12 protein-coding genes and 6 pseudogenes are annotated in these 13,334 nt (G+C 56.0%); 10 read left to right on the top strand and 8 right to left on the bottom strand.

The window, feature by feature from the left end; all coding sequences use genetic code 11:
* Nucleotides 1-107 precede the first annotated feature (107 nt).
* Nucleotides 108-377, top strand: a pseudogene (locus FHC52_RS22000) (serine hydrolase); the annotation flags it as partial.
* A 172-nt stretch (nucleotides 378-549) separates the two neighbouring features.
* Here the strand turns inward: FHC52_RS22000 and tetR(A) are convergent.
* The gene (gene tetR(A), locus FHC52_RS22005) at nucleotides 550-1,200 is read right to left on the bottom strand and encodes a tetracycline resistance transcriptional repressor TetR(A) (protein WP_000164043.1); all 651 of its coding nucleotides are present in this window, start codon (nucleotides 1,198-1,200) and stop codon (nucleotides 550-552) included.
* 105 nt (nucleotides 1,201-1,305) lie between these two features.
* Between tetR(A) and tet(A) the strand changes: the two genes are divergently transcribed.
* On the top strand, nucleotides 1,306-2,505 hold the full coding sequence (tet(A), locus tag FHC52_RS22010; protein ID WP_000804064.1) for a tetracycline efflux MFS transporter Tet(A): 1,200 nt from the start codon (nucleotides 1,306-1,308) through the stop codon (nucleotides 2,503-2,505).
* A gap of 31 nt (nucleotides 2,506-2,536) precedes the next feature.
* Here tet(A) and FHC52_RS22015 read toward each other — a convergent pair whose 3' ends face one another.
* Both FHC52_RS22015 and FHC52_RS22020 read right to left on the bottom strand, forming a co-directional pair.
* On the bottom strand, nucleotides 2,537-3,421 hold the full coding sequence (locus tag FHC52_RS22015; RefSeq protein WP_000058717.1) for a DMT family transporter: 885 nt from the start codon (nucleotides 3,419-3,421) through the stop codon (nucleotides 2,537-2,539).
* Between the two features lie 137 nt (nucleotides 3,422-3,558).
* A complete protein-coding gene (locus tag FHC52_RS22020; protein WP_001351729.1) occupies nucleotides 3,559-3,951 on the bottom strand; it encodes a cysteine hydrolase family protein in 393 nt (130 codons plus the stop codon).
* A gap of 3 nt (nucleotides 3,952-3,954) precedes the next feature.
* On the opposite strand from FHC52_RS22020, the pseudogene FHC52_RS22025 reads away from it, so the two are divergent.
* The 6 genes and pseudogenes from FHC52_RS22025 to FHC52_RS22050 all read left to right on the top strand — a co-directional run.
* Nucleotides 3,955-5,706 (top strand): annotated as a pseudogene (locus FHC52_RS22025) (Tn3-like element TnAs1 family transposase); the annotation flags it as partial.
* 311 nt (nucleotides 5,707-6,017) lie between these two features.
* Nucleotides 6,018-6,833 carry a sulfonamide-resistant dihydropteroate synthase Sul2 gene (sul2, locus tag FHC52_RS22030; RefSeq protein WP_001043260.1) on the top strand — a complete coding sequence of 272 codons (816 nt, stop codon included), beginning with the start codon at nucleotides 6,018-6,020 and terminating at the stop codon, nucleotides 6,831-6,833.
* 60 nt (nucleotides 6,834-6,893) lie between these two features.
* Nucleotides 6,894-7,421, top strand: a pseudogene (locus FHC52_RS22035) (phosphotransferase); the annotation flags it as partial.
* 20 nt (nucleotides 7,422-7,441) lie between these two features.
* Nucleotides 7,442-7,915 (top strand): trimethoprim-resistant dihydrofolate reductase DfrA14, encoded by a 474-nt coding sequence (gene dfrA14 / locus FHC52_RS22040; protein ID WP_021529707.1) that lies wholly within the window; start codon nucleotides 7,442-7,444, stop codon nucleotides 7,913-7,915.
* Nucleotides 7,916-7,989: 74 nt separating this feature from the next.
* Nucleotides 7,990-8,265: pseudogene (locus tag FHC52_RS22045) on the top strand (aminoglycoside phosphotransferase APH(3')); the annotation flags it as partial.
* Nucleotides 8,265-9,101, top strand: a complete 837-nt coding sequence (locus FHC52_RS22050) for an aminoglycoside O-phosphotransferase APH(6)-Id (protein WP_000480968.1) — start codon at nucleotides 8,265-8,267, stop codon at nucleotides 9,099-9,101. The pseudogene FHC52_RS22045 and the gene FHC52_RS22050, both read left to right, overlap by 1 nt.
* A 215-nt stretch (nucleotides 9,102-9,316) precedes the next feature.
* Here the strand turns inward: FHC52_RS22050 and FHC52_RS22985 are convergent, their stop codons facing one another.
* Together FHC52_RS22985 and FHC52_RS22065 are read right to left on the bottom strand one after the other, a co-directional pair.
* The gene (locus FHC52_RS22985; protein WP_061676272.1) at nucleotides 9,317-9,886 is read right to left on the bottom strand and encodes a DUF6710 family protein; all 570 of its coding nucleotides are present in this window, start codon (nucleotides 9,884-9,886) and stop codon (nucleotides 9,317-9,319) included.
* A 6-nt stretch (nucleotides 9,887-9,892) separates the two neighbouring features.
* Nucleotides 9,893-10,498, bottom strand: coding sequence for a recombinase family protein (locus FHC52_RS22065; protein WP_000509966.1), 606 nt, complete (start codon nucleotides 10,496-10,498; stop codon nucleotides 9,893-9,895).
* Nucleotides 10,499-10,592: 94 nt separating this feature from the next.
* Between FHC52_RS22065 and FHC52_RS23105 the strand changes: the two are divergent.
* Nucleotides 10,593-10,709, top strand: a pseudogene (locus FHC52_RS23105) (DUF4158 domain-containing protein); the annotation flags it as partial.
* Between the two features lie 58 nt (nucleotides 10,710-10,767).
* On the opposite strand, the gene FHC52_RS22070 reads toward FHC52_RS23105, so the two are convergent.
* The 3 genes and pseudogenes from FHC52_RS22070 to FHC52_RS22080 all read right to left on the bottom strand — a co-directional run.
* Nucleotides 10,768-11,472: an IS6-like element IS26 family transposase gene (locus FHC52_RS22070; RefSeq protein ID WP_001067855.1), complete on the bottom strand. Its 705-nt coding sequence runs from the start codon at nucleotides 11,470-11,472 to the stop codon at nucleotides 10,768-10,770.
* Between the two features lie 192 nt (nucleotides 11,473-11,664).
* Nucleotides 11,665-12,816, bottom strand: a complete 1,152-nt coding sequence (gene nhaA, locus FHC52_RS22075; protein ID WP_001000602.1) for a Na+/H+ antiporter NhaA — start codon at nucleotides 12,814-12,816, stop codon at nucleotides 11,665-11,667.
* A 160-nt stretch (nucleotides 12,817-12,976) separates the two neighbouring features.
* A pseudogene (locus FHC52_RS22080) lies at nucleotides 12,977-13,219 on the bottom strand (IS3 family transposase); the annotation flags it as partial.
* A 56-nt stretch (nucleotides 13,220-13,275) separates the two neighbouring features.
* Between FHC52_RS22080 and FHC52_RS23110 the strand changes: the two are divergent.
* Nucleotides 13,276-13,334: IS1 family transposase (locus tag FHC52_RS23110; RefSeq protein WP_097491765.1), on the top strand; the 59-nt coding region annotated here is incomplete at its 3' end.

The raw sequence follows: 13,334 nt of genomic DNA on the forward strand, positions 1-13,334 counted from the left end.
ACTGCTGAATTCACTGTCGGCGAAGGTAAGTTGATGACTCATGATGAACCCTGTTCCATGGCTCCAGATGACAAACATGATCTCATATCAGGGACTTGTTCGCACCTTCCCTAGCTTCCCGGCAACAATTAATAGACTGGATGGAGGCGGATAAAGTTGCAGGACCACTTCTGCGCTCGGCCCTTCCGGCTGGCTGGTTTATTGCTGATAAATCTGGAGCCGGTGAGCGTGGGTCTCGCGGTATCATTGCAGCACTGGGGCCAGATGGTAAGCCCTCCCGTATCGTAGTTATCTACACGACGGGGAGTCAGGCAACTATGGATGAACGAAATAGACAGATCGCTGAGATAGGTGCCTCACTGATTAAGCATTGGTAACTGTCAGACCAAGTTTACTCATATATACTTTAGATTGATTTAAAACTTCATTTTTAATTTAAAAGGATCTAGGTGAAGATCCTTTTTGATAATCTCATGACCAAAATCCCTTAACGTGAGTTTTCGTTCCACTGAGCGTCAGACCCCGGTTGCGCTCCGGCAGCGGTCCTGATCAATCGTCACCCTTTCTCGGTCCTTCAACGTTCCTGACAACGAGCCTCCTTTTCGCCAATCCATCGACAATCACCGCGAGTCCCTGCTCGAACGCTGCGTCCGGACCGGCTTCGTCGAAGGCGTCTATCGCGGCCCGCAACAGCGGCGAGAGCGGAGCCTGTTCAACGGTGCCGCCGCGCTCGCCGGCATCGCTGTCGCCGGCCTGCTCCTCAAGCACGGCCCCAACAGTGAAGTAGCTGATTGTCATCAGCGCATTGACGGCGTCCCCGGCCGAAAAACCCGCCTCGCAGAGGAAGCGAAGCTGCGCGTCGGCCGTTTCCATCTGCGGTGCGCCCGGTCGCGTGCCGGCATGGATGCGCGCGCCATCGCGGTAGGCGAGCAGCGCCTGCCTGAAGCTGCGGGCATTCCCGATCAGAAATGAGCGCCAGTCGTCGTCGGCTCTCGGCACCGAATGCGTATGATTCTCCGCCAGCATGGCTTCGGCCAGTGCGTCGAGCAGCGCCCGCTTGTTCCTGAAGTGCCAGTAAAGCGCCGGCTGCTGAACCCCCAACCGTTCCGCCAGTTTGCGTGTCGTCAGACCGTCTACGCCGACCTCGTTCAACAGGTCCAGGGCGGCACGGATCACTGTATTCGGCTGCAACTTTGTCATGCTTGACACTTTATCACTGATAAACATAATATGTCCACCAACTTATCAGTGATAAAGAATCCGCGCGTTCAATCGGACCAGCGGAGGCTGGTCCGGAGGCCAGACGTGAAACCCAACAGACCCCTGATCGTAATTCTGAGCACTGTCGCGCTCGACGCTGTCGGCATCGGCCTGATTATGCCGGTGCTGCCGGGCCTCCTGCGCGATCTGGTTCACTCGAACGACGTCACCGCCCACTATGGCATTCTGCTGGCGCTGTATGCGTTGATGCAATTTGCCTGCGCACCTGTGCTGGGCGCGCTGTCGGATCGTTTCGGGCGGCGGCCGGTCTTGCTCGTCTCGCTGGCCGGCGCTGCTGTCGACTACGCCATCATGGCGACGGCGCCTTTCCTTTGGGTTCTCTATATCGGGCGGATCGTGGCCGGCATCACCGGGGCGACTGGGGCGGTAGCCGGCGCTTATATTGCCGATATCACTGATGGCGATGAGCGCGCGCGGCACTTCGGCTTCATGAGCGCCTGTTTCGGGTTCGGGATGGTCGCGGGACCTGTGCTCGGTGGGCTGATGGGCGGTTTCTCCCCCCACGCTCCGTTCTTCGCCGCGGCAGCCTTGAACGGCCTCAATTTCCTGACGGGCTGTTTCCTTTTGCCGGAGTCGCACAAAGGCGAACGCCGGCCGTTACGCCGGGAGGCTCTCAACCCGCTCGCTTCGTTCCGGTGGGCCCGGGGCATGACCGTCGTCGCCGCCCTGATGGCGGTCTTCTTCATCATGCAACTTGTCGGACAGGTGCCGGCCGCGCTTTGGGTCATTTTCGGCGAGGATCGCTTTCACTGGGACGCGACCACGATCGGCATTTCGCTTGCCGCATTTGGCATTCTGCATTCACTCGCCCAGGCAATGATCACCGGCCCTGTAGCCGCCCGGCTCGGCGAAAGGCGGGCACTCATGCTCGGAATGATTGCCGACGGCACAGGCTACATCCTGCTTGCCTTCGCGACACGGGGATGGATGGCGTTCCCGATCATGGTCCTGCTTGCTTCGGGTGGCATCGGAATGCCGGCGCTGCAAGCAATGTTGTCCAGGCAGGTGGATGAGGAACGTCAGGGGCAGCTGCAAGGCTCACTGGCGGCGCTCACCAGCCTGACCTCGATCGTCGGACCCCTCCTCTTCACGGCGATCTATGCGGCTTCTATAACAACGTGGAACGGGTGGGCATGGATTGCAGGCGCTGCCCTCTACTTGCTCTGCCTGCCGGCGCTGCGTCGCGGGCTTTGGAGCGGCGCAGGGCAACGAGCCGATCGCTGATCGTGGAAACGATAGGCCTATGCCATGCGGGTCAAGGCGACTTCCGGCAAGCTATACGCGCCCTAGGAGTGCGGTTGGAACGTTGGCCCAGCCAGATACTCCCGATCACGAGCAGGACGCCGATGATTTGAAGCGCACTCAGCGTCTGATCCAAGAACAACCATCCTAGCAACACGGCGGTCCCCGGGCTGAGAAAGCCCAGTAAGGAAACAACTGTAGGTTCGAGTCGCGAGATCCCCCGGAACCAAAGGAAGTAGGTTAAACCCGCTCCGATCAGGCCGAGCCACGCCAGGCCGAGAACATTGGTTCCTGTAGGCATCGGGATTGGCGGATCAAACACTAAAGCTACTGGAACGAGCAGAAGTCCTCCGGCCGCCAGTTGCCAGGCGGTAAAGGTGAGCAGAGGCACGGGAGGTTGCCACTTGCGGGTCAGCACGGTTCCGAACGCCATGGAAACCGCCCCCGCCAGGCCCGCTGCGACGCCGACAGGATCTAGCGCTGCGTTTGGTGTCAACACCAACAGCGCCACGCCCGCAGTTCCGCAAATAGCCCCCAGGACCGCCATCAATCGTATCGGGCTACCTAGCAGAGCGGCAGAGATGAACACGACCATCAGCGGCTGCACAGCGCCTACCGTCGCCGCGACCCCGCCCGGCAGGCGGTAGACCGAAATAAACAACAAGCTCCAGAATAGCGAAATATTAAGTGCGCCGAGGATGAAGATGCGCATCCACCAGATTCCCGTTGGAATCTGTCGGACGATCATCACGAGCAATAAACCCGCCGGCAACGCCCGCAGCATCGCGACCGTCATCGGTGAGAAGTTCGGCAGGTATTGGGTGGTGACAATGTAGGTGCTGCCCCAAATGGCAGGTGCTATCGCTGTGAACAATAAATCGGGCGTGCGTAATGACATGCGATTACAAGACCTCCGCTACGGCGATGGGTTTTTGAGAGTTGCAGGCGCCGCGATGACCGCACCCTGACTTGGACTGGCCCTGCCTCGCACCAATCCACCTGCGGCTATGGCCGCGATCATGCGAGGCCCGAAAATTACACGACCTGTACACGTCCGCCGAACCCGGAACGCAACAGAGCTTCGTGGGCATCCCGATCCGGGTCGTAGCAGCAGTCCTGGACCAAACGCACGTCGTAGTCCGCATCACTAGCCCAGGCGACGCTTGAAAGAACAACGCCGGTGGTGCTTATCCCGGCCATGACAAGCGTGCTTACGCCGCGCGTCCGAAGGTCGGCGTCGAGCGCCGTGCCATAAAAGACGCTGGCTCGCGGACATGCATAGAAAAGGTCGCCCCGTTCGATCGCAAGCCCTTCGACGGGCAGACCGGTGCGAAATCGTCCGCTCGGGAGATACGGTGAGATTTGGCGATTCGTCGCCGGCGGCGCATGTTCATACTCTTCGCCGAGCGAAAAGTTGGGGAACAGCACGGGCCGGCCGCGCAAGGCGTGCTGGCAGCCGTGCAGACCCTGCGTGAGATGAACGCCGACAACCTGCGCAAGGTGCCGGCCGATGCACCCACGGCCTTCATCAAGCCGCGCTGGAAGCCGCTGGTGATCACCCCGGAAGGCCTCGACCGGAAATTCTACGAAATCTGCGCCCTGTCCGAGCTGAAGAACGCCCTGCGCTCCGGCGACATCTGGGTCAAGGGCTCGCGGCAGTTCCGCGACTTCGACGACTACCTGCTGCCGGCCGAGAAGTTCGCCGCACTCAAGCGCGAGCAGGCCCTGCCCCTGGCGATCAACCCGAACAGCGACCAGTACCTGGAAGAGCGTTTGCAGCTGCTGGACGAGCAGTTGGCCACCGTCACCCGCCTGGCCAAGGACAACGAGCTGCCCGATGCCATCCTCACCGAGTCAGGGCTGAAAATCACCCCGCTGGATGCGGCGGTGCCGGATCGGGCGCAGGCGCTGATCGACCAAACCAGCCAGTTACTGCCGCGCATCAAGATCACCGAACTGCTGATGGACGTGGACGACTGGACGGGCTTCAGCCGCCACTTCACCCACTTGAAGGACGGGGCCGAGGCCAAAGACAGGACGTTGCTGCTGTCCGCAATCCTCGGTGATGCGATCAACCTCGGGCTGACCAAGATGGCCGAGTCGAGCCCCGGCCTGACCTACGCCAAGCTGTCCTGGCTGCAAGCCTGGCACATCCGCGACGAAACCTATTCGGCGGCCTTGGCCGAGCTGGTCAACCACCAGTATCGCCACGCCTTTGCCGCCCACTGGGGCGACGGCACGACCTCATCCTCCGATGGCCAGCGCTTCCGCGCGGGTGGCCGGGGCGAGAGCACCGGGCACGTCAACCCGAAGTACGGTAGCGAGCCGGGACGGCTGTTCTATACCCATATCTCCGACCAGTACGCGCCGTTCAGCACCCGCGTGGTGAATGTCGGCGTCCGCGATTCCACCTATGTGCTCGACGGCCTGCTGTACCACGAGTCCGACCTGCGGATCGAGGAGCACTACACCGACACGGCCGGCTTCACCGATCACGTCTTTGCCCTGATGCACCTGCTAGGCTTCCGCTTCGCGCCGCGCATCCGCGACCTCGGCGAAACCAAGCTGTACGTGCCGCAGGGCGTGCAAGCCTACCCGACGTTGCGCCCGCTGATCGGCGGCACCCTGAACATCAAGCACGTGCGTGCCCACTGGGACGACATCCTGCGCCTGGCCAGCTCGATCAAGCAGGGCACCGTCACCGCCTCGCTGATGCTGCGCAAGCTCGGCAGCTACCCGCGCCAGAACGGACTGGCCGTGGCCCTGCGCGAGCTGGGCCGGATCGAGCGCACGCTGTTCATCCTGGACTGGCTGCAAAGTGTTGAACTGCGCCGCCGCGTGCATGCCGGCCTGAACAAAGGTGAGGCGCGCAACTCGCTGGCCAGGGCGGTGTTCTTCAACCGCCTTGGGGAAATCAGGGATCGGAGCTTCGAGCAGCAGCGCTACCGGGCCAGCGGCCTCAACCTGGTGACGGCGGCTATCGTGCTGTGGAACACGGTGTACCTGGAACGCGCCACCCAGGGGTTGGTCGAGGCCGGCAAGCCGGTGGACGGCGAGCTGCTGCAATTCCTGTCGCCGCTGGGCTGGGAGCACATCAACCTAACCGGCGATTACGTCTGGCGGCAGAGCCGCAGACTGGAAGACGGGAAGTTTCGGCCCTTACGGATGCCCGGAAAACCTTAGCGTACGATTTTTTCCGAATTCTGCGGGCTCCCCACTATCAATTAATCTTCCGAACATGACACCAGTCACTGTTGATTACGGTTAAACCGCTCCGTAACAGGTTTCCCTCGTATTGGTGACTTGCAGCACCAAAGAAGCAAAAAAGATAAATATATCTACTTATTGAGAGATGATATATTTATTTCCAAAATGCTACAGATACATCATCATGAAACGGATCACCGCAAACAGGTTACTCGCCTGGGGATTCCCTTTCGACCCGAGCATCCGTATGAGACTCATGCTCGATTATTATTATTATAGAAGCCCCCATGAATAAATCGCTCATCATTTTCGGCATCGTCAACATAACCTCGGACAGTTTCTCCGATGGAGGCCGGTATCTGGCGCCAGACGCAGCCATTGCGCAGGCGCGTAAGCTGATGGCCGAGGGGGCAGATGTGATCGACCTCGGTCCGGCATCCAGCAATCCCGACGCCGCGCCTGTTTCGTCCGACACAGAAATCGCGCGTATCGCGCCGGTGCTGGACGCGCTCAAGGCAGATGGCATTCCCGTCTCGCTCGACAGTTATCAACCCGCGACGCAAGCCTATGCCTTGTCGCGTGGTGTGGCCTATCTCAATGATATTCGCGGTTTTCCAGACGCTGCGTTCTATCCGCAATTGGCGAAATCATCTGCCAAACTCGTCGTTATGCATTCGGTGCAAGACGGGCAGGCAGATCGGCGCGAGGCACCCGCTGGCGACATCATGGATCACATTGCGGCGTTCTTTGACGCGCGCATCGCGGCGCTGACGGGTGCCGGTATCAAACGCAACCGCCTTGTCCTTGATCCCGGCATGGGGTTTTTTCTGGGGGCTGCTCCCGAAACCTCGCTCTCGGTGCTGGCGCGGTTCGATGAATTGCGGCTGCGCTTCGATTTGCCGGTGCTTCTGTCTGTTTCGCGCAAATCCTTTCTGCGCGCGCTCACAGGCCGTGGTCCGGGGGATGTCGGGGCCGCGACACTCGCTGCAGAGCTTGCCGCCGCCGCAGGTGGAGCTGACTTCATCCGCACACACGAGCCGCGCCCCTTGCGCGACGGGCTGGCGGTATTGGCGGCGCTGAAAGAAACCGCAAGAATTCGTTAACTGCACATTCGGGATATTTCTCTATATTCGCGCTTCATCAGAAAACTGAAGGAACCTCCATTGAATCGAACTAATATTTTTTTTGGTGAATCGCATTCTGACTGGTTGCCTGTCAGAGGCGGAGAATCTGGTGATTTTGTTTTTCGACGTGGTGACGGGCATGCCTTCGCGAAAATCGCACCTGCTTCCCGCCGCGGTGAGCTCGCTGGAGAGCGTGACCGCCTCATTTGGCTCAAAGGTCGAGGTGTGGCTTGCCCCGAGGTCATCAACTGGCAGGAGGAACAGGAGGGTGCATGCTTGGTGATAACGGCAATTCCGGGAGTACCGGCGGCTGATCTGTCTGGAGCGGATTTGCTCAAAGCGTGGCCGTCAATGGGGCAGCAACTTGGCGCTGTTCACAGCCTATCGGTTGATCAATGTCCGTTTGAGCGCAGGCTGTCGCGAATGTTCGGACGCGCCGTTGATGTGGTGTCCCGCAATGCCGTCAATCCCGACTTCTTACCGGACGAGGACAAGAGTACGCCGCAGCTCGATCTTTTGGCTCGTGTCGAACGAGAGCTACCGGTGCGGCTCGACCAAGAGCGCACCGTTAACCCAGGATGAGAACCTTGAAAGTATCATTGATAGCTGCGAAAGCGAAAAACGGCGTGATTGGTTGCGGTCCAGACATACCCTGGTCCGCGAAAGGGGAGCAGCTACTTTTTAAAGCATTGACCTACAATCAGTGGCTTCTGGTGGGTCGCAAGACGTTTGAATCTATGGGCGCACTCCCCAATAGGAAATACGCGGTCGTTACCCGCTCAGGTTGGACATCAAATGATGACAATGTAGTTGTATTTCAGTCAATCGAAGAGGCCATGGACAGGCTAGCTGAATTCACCGGTCACGTTATAGTGTCTGGTGGCGGAGAAATTTACCGAGAAACATTACCCATGGCCTCTACGCTCCACTTATCGACGATCGACATCGAGCCAGAGGGGGATGTTTTCTTCCCGAGTATTCCAAATACCTTCGAAGTTGTTTTTGAGCAACACTTTACTTCAAACATTAACTATTGCTATCAAATTTGGAAAAAGGGTTAACAAAGCTATGCAATCGACGGCAAAAAGCTTCGTTCGCTTCGCGCACTACGCCTTTTTCCGCGATTGATAGCGACGATATGGTTGTTTGCCATGGTGATCCCTGCATGCCGAACTTCATGGTGGACCCTAAAACTCTTCAATGCACGGGTCTGATCGACCTTGGGCGGCTCGGAACAGCAGATCGCTATGCCGATTTGGCACTCATGATTGCTAACGCCGAAGAGAACTGGGCAGCGCCAGATGAAGCAGAGCGCGCCTTCGCTGTCCTATTCAATGTATTGGGGATCGAAGCCCCCGACCGCGAACGCCTTGCCTTCTATCTGCGATTGGACCCTCTGACTTGGGGTTGATGTTCATGCCGCCTGTTTTTCCTGCTCATTGGCACGTTTCGCAACCTGTTCTCATTGCGGACACCTTTTCCAGCCTCGTTTGGAAAGTTTCATTGCCAGACGGGACTCCTGCAATCGTCAAGGGATTGAAACCTATAGAAGACATTGCTGATGAACTGCGCGGGGCCGACTATCTGGTATGGCGCAATGGGAGGGGAGCAGTCCGGTTGCTCGGTCGTGAGAACAATCTGATGTTGCTCGAATATGCCGGGGAGCGAATGCTCTCTCACATCGTTGCCGAGCACGGCGACTACCAGGCGACCGAAATTGCAGCGGAACTAATGGCGAAGCTGTATGCCGCATCTGAGGAACCCCTGCCTTCTGCCCTTCTCCCGATCCGGGATCGCTTTGCAGCTTTGTTTCAGCGGGCGCGCGATGATCAAAACGCAGGTTGTCAAACTGACTACGTCCACGCGGCGATTATAGCCGATCAAATGATGAGCAATGCCTCGGAACTGCGTGGGCTACATGGCGATCTGCATCATGAAAACATCATGTTCTCCAGTCGCGGCTGGCTGGTGATAGATCCCGTCGGTCTGGTCGGTGAAGTGGGCTTTGGCGCCGCCAATATGTTCTACGATCCGGCTGACAGAGACGACCTTTGTCTCGATCCTAGACGCATTGCACAGATGGCGGACGCATTCTCTCGTGCGCTGGACGTCGATCCGCGTCGCCTGCTCGACCAGGCGTACGCTTATGGGTGCCTTTCCGCAGCTTGGAACGCGGATGGAGAAGAGGAGCAACGCGATCTAGCTATCGCGGCCGCGATCAAGCAGGTGCGACAGACGTCATACTAGATATCAAGCGACTTCTCCTATCCCCTGGGAACACATCAATCTTACCGGAGAATATCGTTGGCCAAAGCCTTAGCGTAGGATTTCGCCCTCTCCCGCAAACGACCCCCAGCTGGCCAACGTCGCCGGCATCGCGCCGGCAAAAATCGAAAAACAGAAATATCAGCAAGATAGCTTAAACAGGTGTCGGGAAATTTCGTTGAGATATTTTGAAGGAATCACAGTGTAAGCAGGCGGCCTATTTCAAAAAAGGCGGCTGTACGGTAGTCACTGACTCTCTCGCAGATCTTCCCGCTCATGTACCAGTAATACCCGTCAGTGCTGACAATATCGAGCAAATACCGCATATCATAAACCGTATCGGGTATTACCTCACCCTCACCGGCCAGAACGCCGCTGGCAATAGAATGATTCCCTCCTCGTACAAAGCCTATCCGCCAGGGCAACCACAAAGTAACGCGGTGGTTAATATCCTGTACCCACGGATTGCCCTTAGCGCTGCCTATATCGGCTAAAGCACTCCGGTAGCTTGATTCACCCCACGGCCACGGCAGGATCTTGGCCGTCGCAAGCGCCAGGGGAAAATCTTCAGCTGCAAGCCTGAGTGATTTCATGTGCGTGTAATCCATCGCCCAGATGATTTTTGTGAAGAAGAACTCGCGCTCGTTCATGTCCGGGCGCGCGTCCTGGCCCTCCGTGCCAACGGCCAGCAAGTAATCGGCCTGAATTGGCAGTATCAGCGCGCGTAGTAAGTCATGGATGGGGTCGGTTCCGGCTGAGGGCGAAATGACACCCTAAGCGTTAGCTCTGTGTCGTTGCACGATGTCAGCGACGGTATTCTTGCTGATACCGAGCTCGCGTGCGATCCAGCGATAGCTGCGTCCCTCGGCCCTCATCGCAACCACCTTAGGCAAAAGTCGGTCTGATTTTGGTCGCACTCCGGCCTGACGACCAAGCCTCTTACCACGTGCCTTCGCAACAGCAAGGCCTGACTTGACCCGCTCGCTGATGAGATCCCGCTCAAACTCCGCAATGCCGGAAAGAAACGTCGCCAGCATTCGTCCATACGGCGACGAAAGATCGAACGCCATTCCATTCATGGCTATCACGGAAACCTTCCAGTTCTCCAGTTCACGTAGCGTATTGAGCAGATCGAGCGTCGAGCGCCCCCACCGGGAAAGCTCAGTGACCAGGATTGCATCAATTTGTCTGGACTGGGCAAGCGCCAGGACTTTCTTTCGCTCGGCCCGGTCGAGTTTAGTTCCTGAACCTGTTTCCTTAAATATTCCCACCACGTCGTAGCCGGCACGGCCGGCGAAGGCTCGCAGATCAAATTCCTGGCGTTCACAAGACTGATCCGCTGTTGAAACCCGGCAGTAAATGGCGGCACGATGTCCCAATTGAACCCTCCTGGATTTTTGTATCGGAACGCCCTGATTTATATGGGCTGGCTGTTGTCCAAAACAGACTATACTTCAAAAGGGACGAATTTGTATGTCACGACGCCATATTTTCACCGAACGGCAGCGAGCAGCGCTGTTCGATCTGCCCACGGACGAACTGTCGCTACTGAAGTTCTACACGCTGGGCGATGATGACCTGGAAAACATTAGGCAGGGCACTGTTGCAAAGTTAGCGATGAGGCAGCCTTTTGTCTTATTCAAAGGCCTTACATTTCAAAAACTCTGCTTACCAGGCGCATTTCGCCCAGGGGATCACCATAATAAAATGCTGAGGCCTGGCCTTTGCGTAGTGCACGCATCACCTCAATACCTTTGATGGTGGCGTAAGCCGTCTTCATGGATTTAAATCCCAGCGTGGCGCCGATTATCCGTTTCAGTTTGCCATGATCGCATTCAATCACGTTGTTCCGGTACTTAATCTGTCGGTGTTCAACGTCAGACGGGCACCGGCCTTCGCGTTTGAGCAGAGCAAGCGCGCGACCATAGGCGGGCGCTTTATCCGTGTTGATGAATCGCGGGATCTGCCACTTCTTCACGTTGTTGAGGATTTTACCCAGAAACCGGTATGCAGCTTTGCTGTTACGACGGGAGGAGAGATAAAAATCGACAGTGCGGCCCCGGCTGTCGACGGCCCGGTACAGATACGCCCAGCGGCCATTGACCTTCACGTAGGTTTCATCCATGTGCCACGGGCAAAGATCGGAAGGGTTACGCCAGTACCAGCGCAGCCGTTTTTCCATTTCAGGCGCATAACGCTGAACCCAGCGGTAAATCGTGGAGTGATCGACATTCACTCCGCGTTCAGCCAGCATCTCCTGCAGCTCACGGTAACTGATGCCGTATTTGCAGTACCAGCGTACGGCCCACAGAATGATGTCACGCTGAAAATGCCGGCCTTTGAATGGGTTCATGTGCAGCTCCATCAGCAAAAGGGGATGATAAGTTTATCACCACCGACTATTTGCAACAGTGCCAAAAATACCCTCAGCAATTAGTGTACTGAGGGTATTGTTAACCATCCGTAGGATCGTTCAACTGATCAATGCCTTAACTGATCGGTGTTATCCCGATTGGGAGGCTTTACAAAATAGCTCATTTTTATCTTACGCTTGCGCTTTCTTAGGCAAAGAAAAGTGCAGTAAGGCATAGCCAAGTAATGCTGCTGTCGTAGAACCCATTAAGATACCGAGTCGAGCATAGGTATCAAATTCAGGACTTACATTTCCGAACGCTAAAGAGGAAATGAAGATAGACATTGTAAAGCCAATACCACACAACACAGATACCGCAAAGATATGCTTGAAGTTAACGCCTTCAGGTAACTTAGCAACGCCCATTTTTACCGCTGCCCAGCTAAAGGTAAAGATACCTAGAGGCTTACCAACCAGTAGACCCAAAGCAATACCGAGTGGCAGCATTGAAGTTAGACCTGACATCGATACGCCTTCTAACGAAATCCCCGCATTGGCAAATGCGAATAGAGGCAGAATACCAAATGCCACGTATGGGTGAAGCGCGTGCTCCATATGTTTAAGTGGAGAATGTTCGCCCTGCTTTCCCTTTAGTGGGATAGCAAAACCAATCACTACACCTGCCAATGTTGCGTGAACACCAGATTTAAGCACCGCGAACCATAAGATCGCACCGACGATCATGTATGGCGTAAGTTTTGTTACTTCCTTCGCATTCAACATGAATAGGACACCAGTCATGATGAAGCCAACAAGCAACGCCATGGTCGACAGGTCACCGGTGTAAAATAGCGCGATAATAACAACTACACCTAAATCATCGATGATAGCAACCGCCAGCAAGAACACTTTTAGGCTTACTGGTACACGCTTACCTAATAACGCCATGATACCTAAAGCAAAAGCGATATCTGTCGCCGCTGGAATTGCCCAACCAGAAATCGCCTCAGGATCGTTGGCATTAAAGGCTACGTAAATAAGAGCAGGAGTTAATATACCGCCAACCGCTGCAATCGCAGGGAAAATTGCGGTTTCTTTTGATTTTAACGCACCTTCAAGCAGCTCTCGCTTAACTTCAAGGCCAATGAGTAAGAAGAAAACAGCCATTAGGCCGTCATTAATCCAGTGAGAAACTGACATACCAAATACATAAGTATGCAGTACAGATTGATAAGTTTCGCCCAGCGGTGAGTTAGCAATGGTCATCGCAATTGCCGCGGCAATCACGAGAAGAATACCACCAGCTGATTCCATTTTGAAAAAGTCACGAATGACATCGTTCATGGTTTCGTCCTTATATTTATTATCTTAATAAACGATTAACAAAGAATGATAAGAGTGTATAGCGGTCGAAAACTTTAGAATAATTGAATCGCCACGGATAATCTAGACACTTCCGAGCCGTTGATTGGACTGACCCCACGCCCGTAGACAAATTCTGTCCTCACGACGAGGCCTGTTCGAAGGCCTCCGGACTGACGCCGCCGAGGTGACTGTGGCGCCGGGCCCGGTTGTAGAACACTTCAATGTAATCGAAGATATCCGCCCGGGCTAGATCCCGGGTTTTGTATATTCTCTTCCTGATGCGCTCTTTTTTCAGTGAACTGAAGAACGATTCGGCCACCGCATTATCCCAGCAGTTGCCACGCCGGCTCATGCTCGGGACCAGGTTATTAGCCCGGCAGAAGGGTGATGCTGCCAACTTACTGATTTAGTGTATGATGGTGTTTTTGAGGTGCTCCAGTGGCTTCTGTTTCTATCAGCTGTCCCTCCTGTTCAGCTACTGACGGGGTGGTGCGTAA

Source organism: Enterobacter sp. EC_64, from assembly GCF_019584165.1.
Taxonomy (GTDB): domain Bacteria; phylum Pseudomonadota; class Gammaproteobacteria; order Enterobacterales; family Enterobacteriaceae; genus Enterobacter; species Enterobacter roggenkampii.

Bases quoted from the DNA above. Each gene is read 5' to 3' on its own strand.
- FHC52_RS22015 (WP_000058717.1), bottom strand. From the start codon at position 3,421: ATGTCATTACGCACGCCCGATTTATTGTTCACAGCGATAGCACCTGCC.
- FHC52_RS22050 (WP_000480968.1), top strand. From the start codon at position 8,265: ATGTTCATGCCGCCTGTTTTTCCTGCTCATTGGCACGTTTCGCAACCT.
- FHC52_RS22070 (WP_001067855.1), bottom strand. From the start codon at position 11,472: ATGAACCCATTCAAAGGCCGGCATTTTCAGCGTGACATCATTCTGTGG.
- sul2 (WP_001043260.1), top strand. From the start codon at position 6,018: ATGAATAAATCGCTCATCATTTTCGGCATCGTCAACATAACCTCGGAC.
- nhaA (WP_001000602.1), bottom strand. From the start codon at position 12,816: ATGAACGATGTCATTCGTGACTTTTTCAAAATGGAATCAGCTGGTGGT.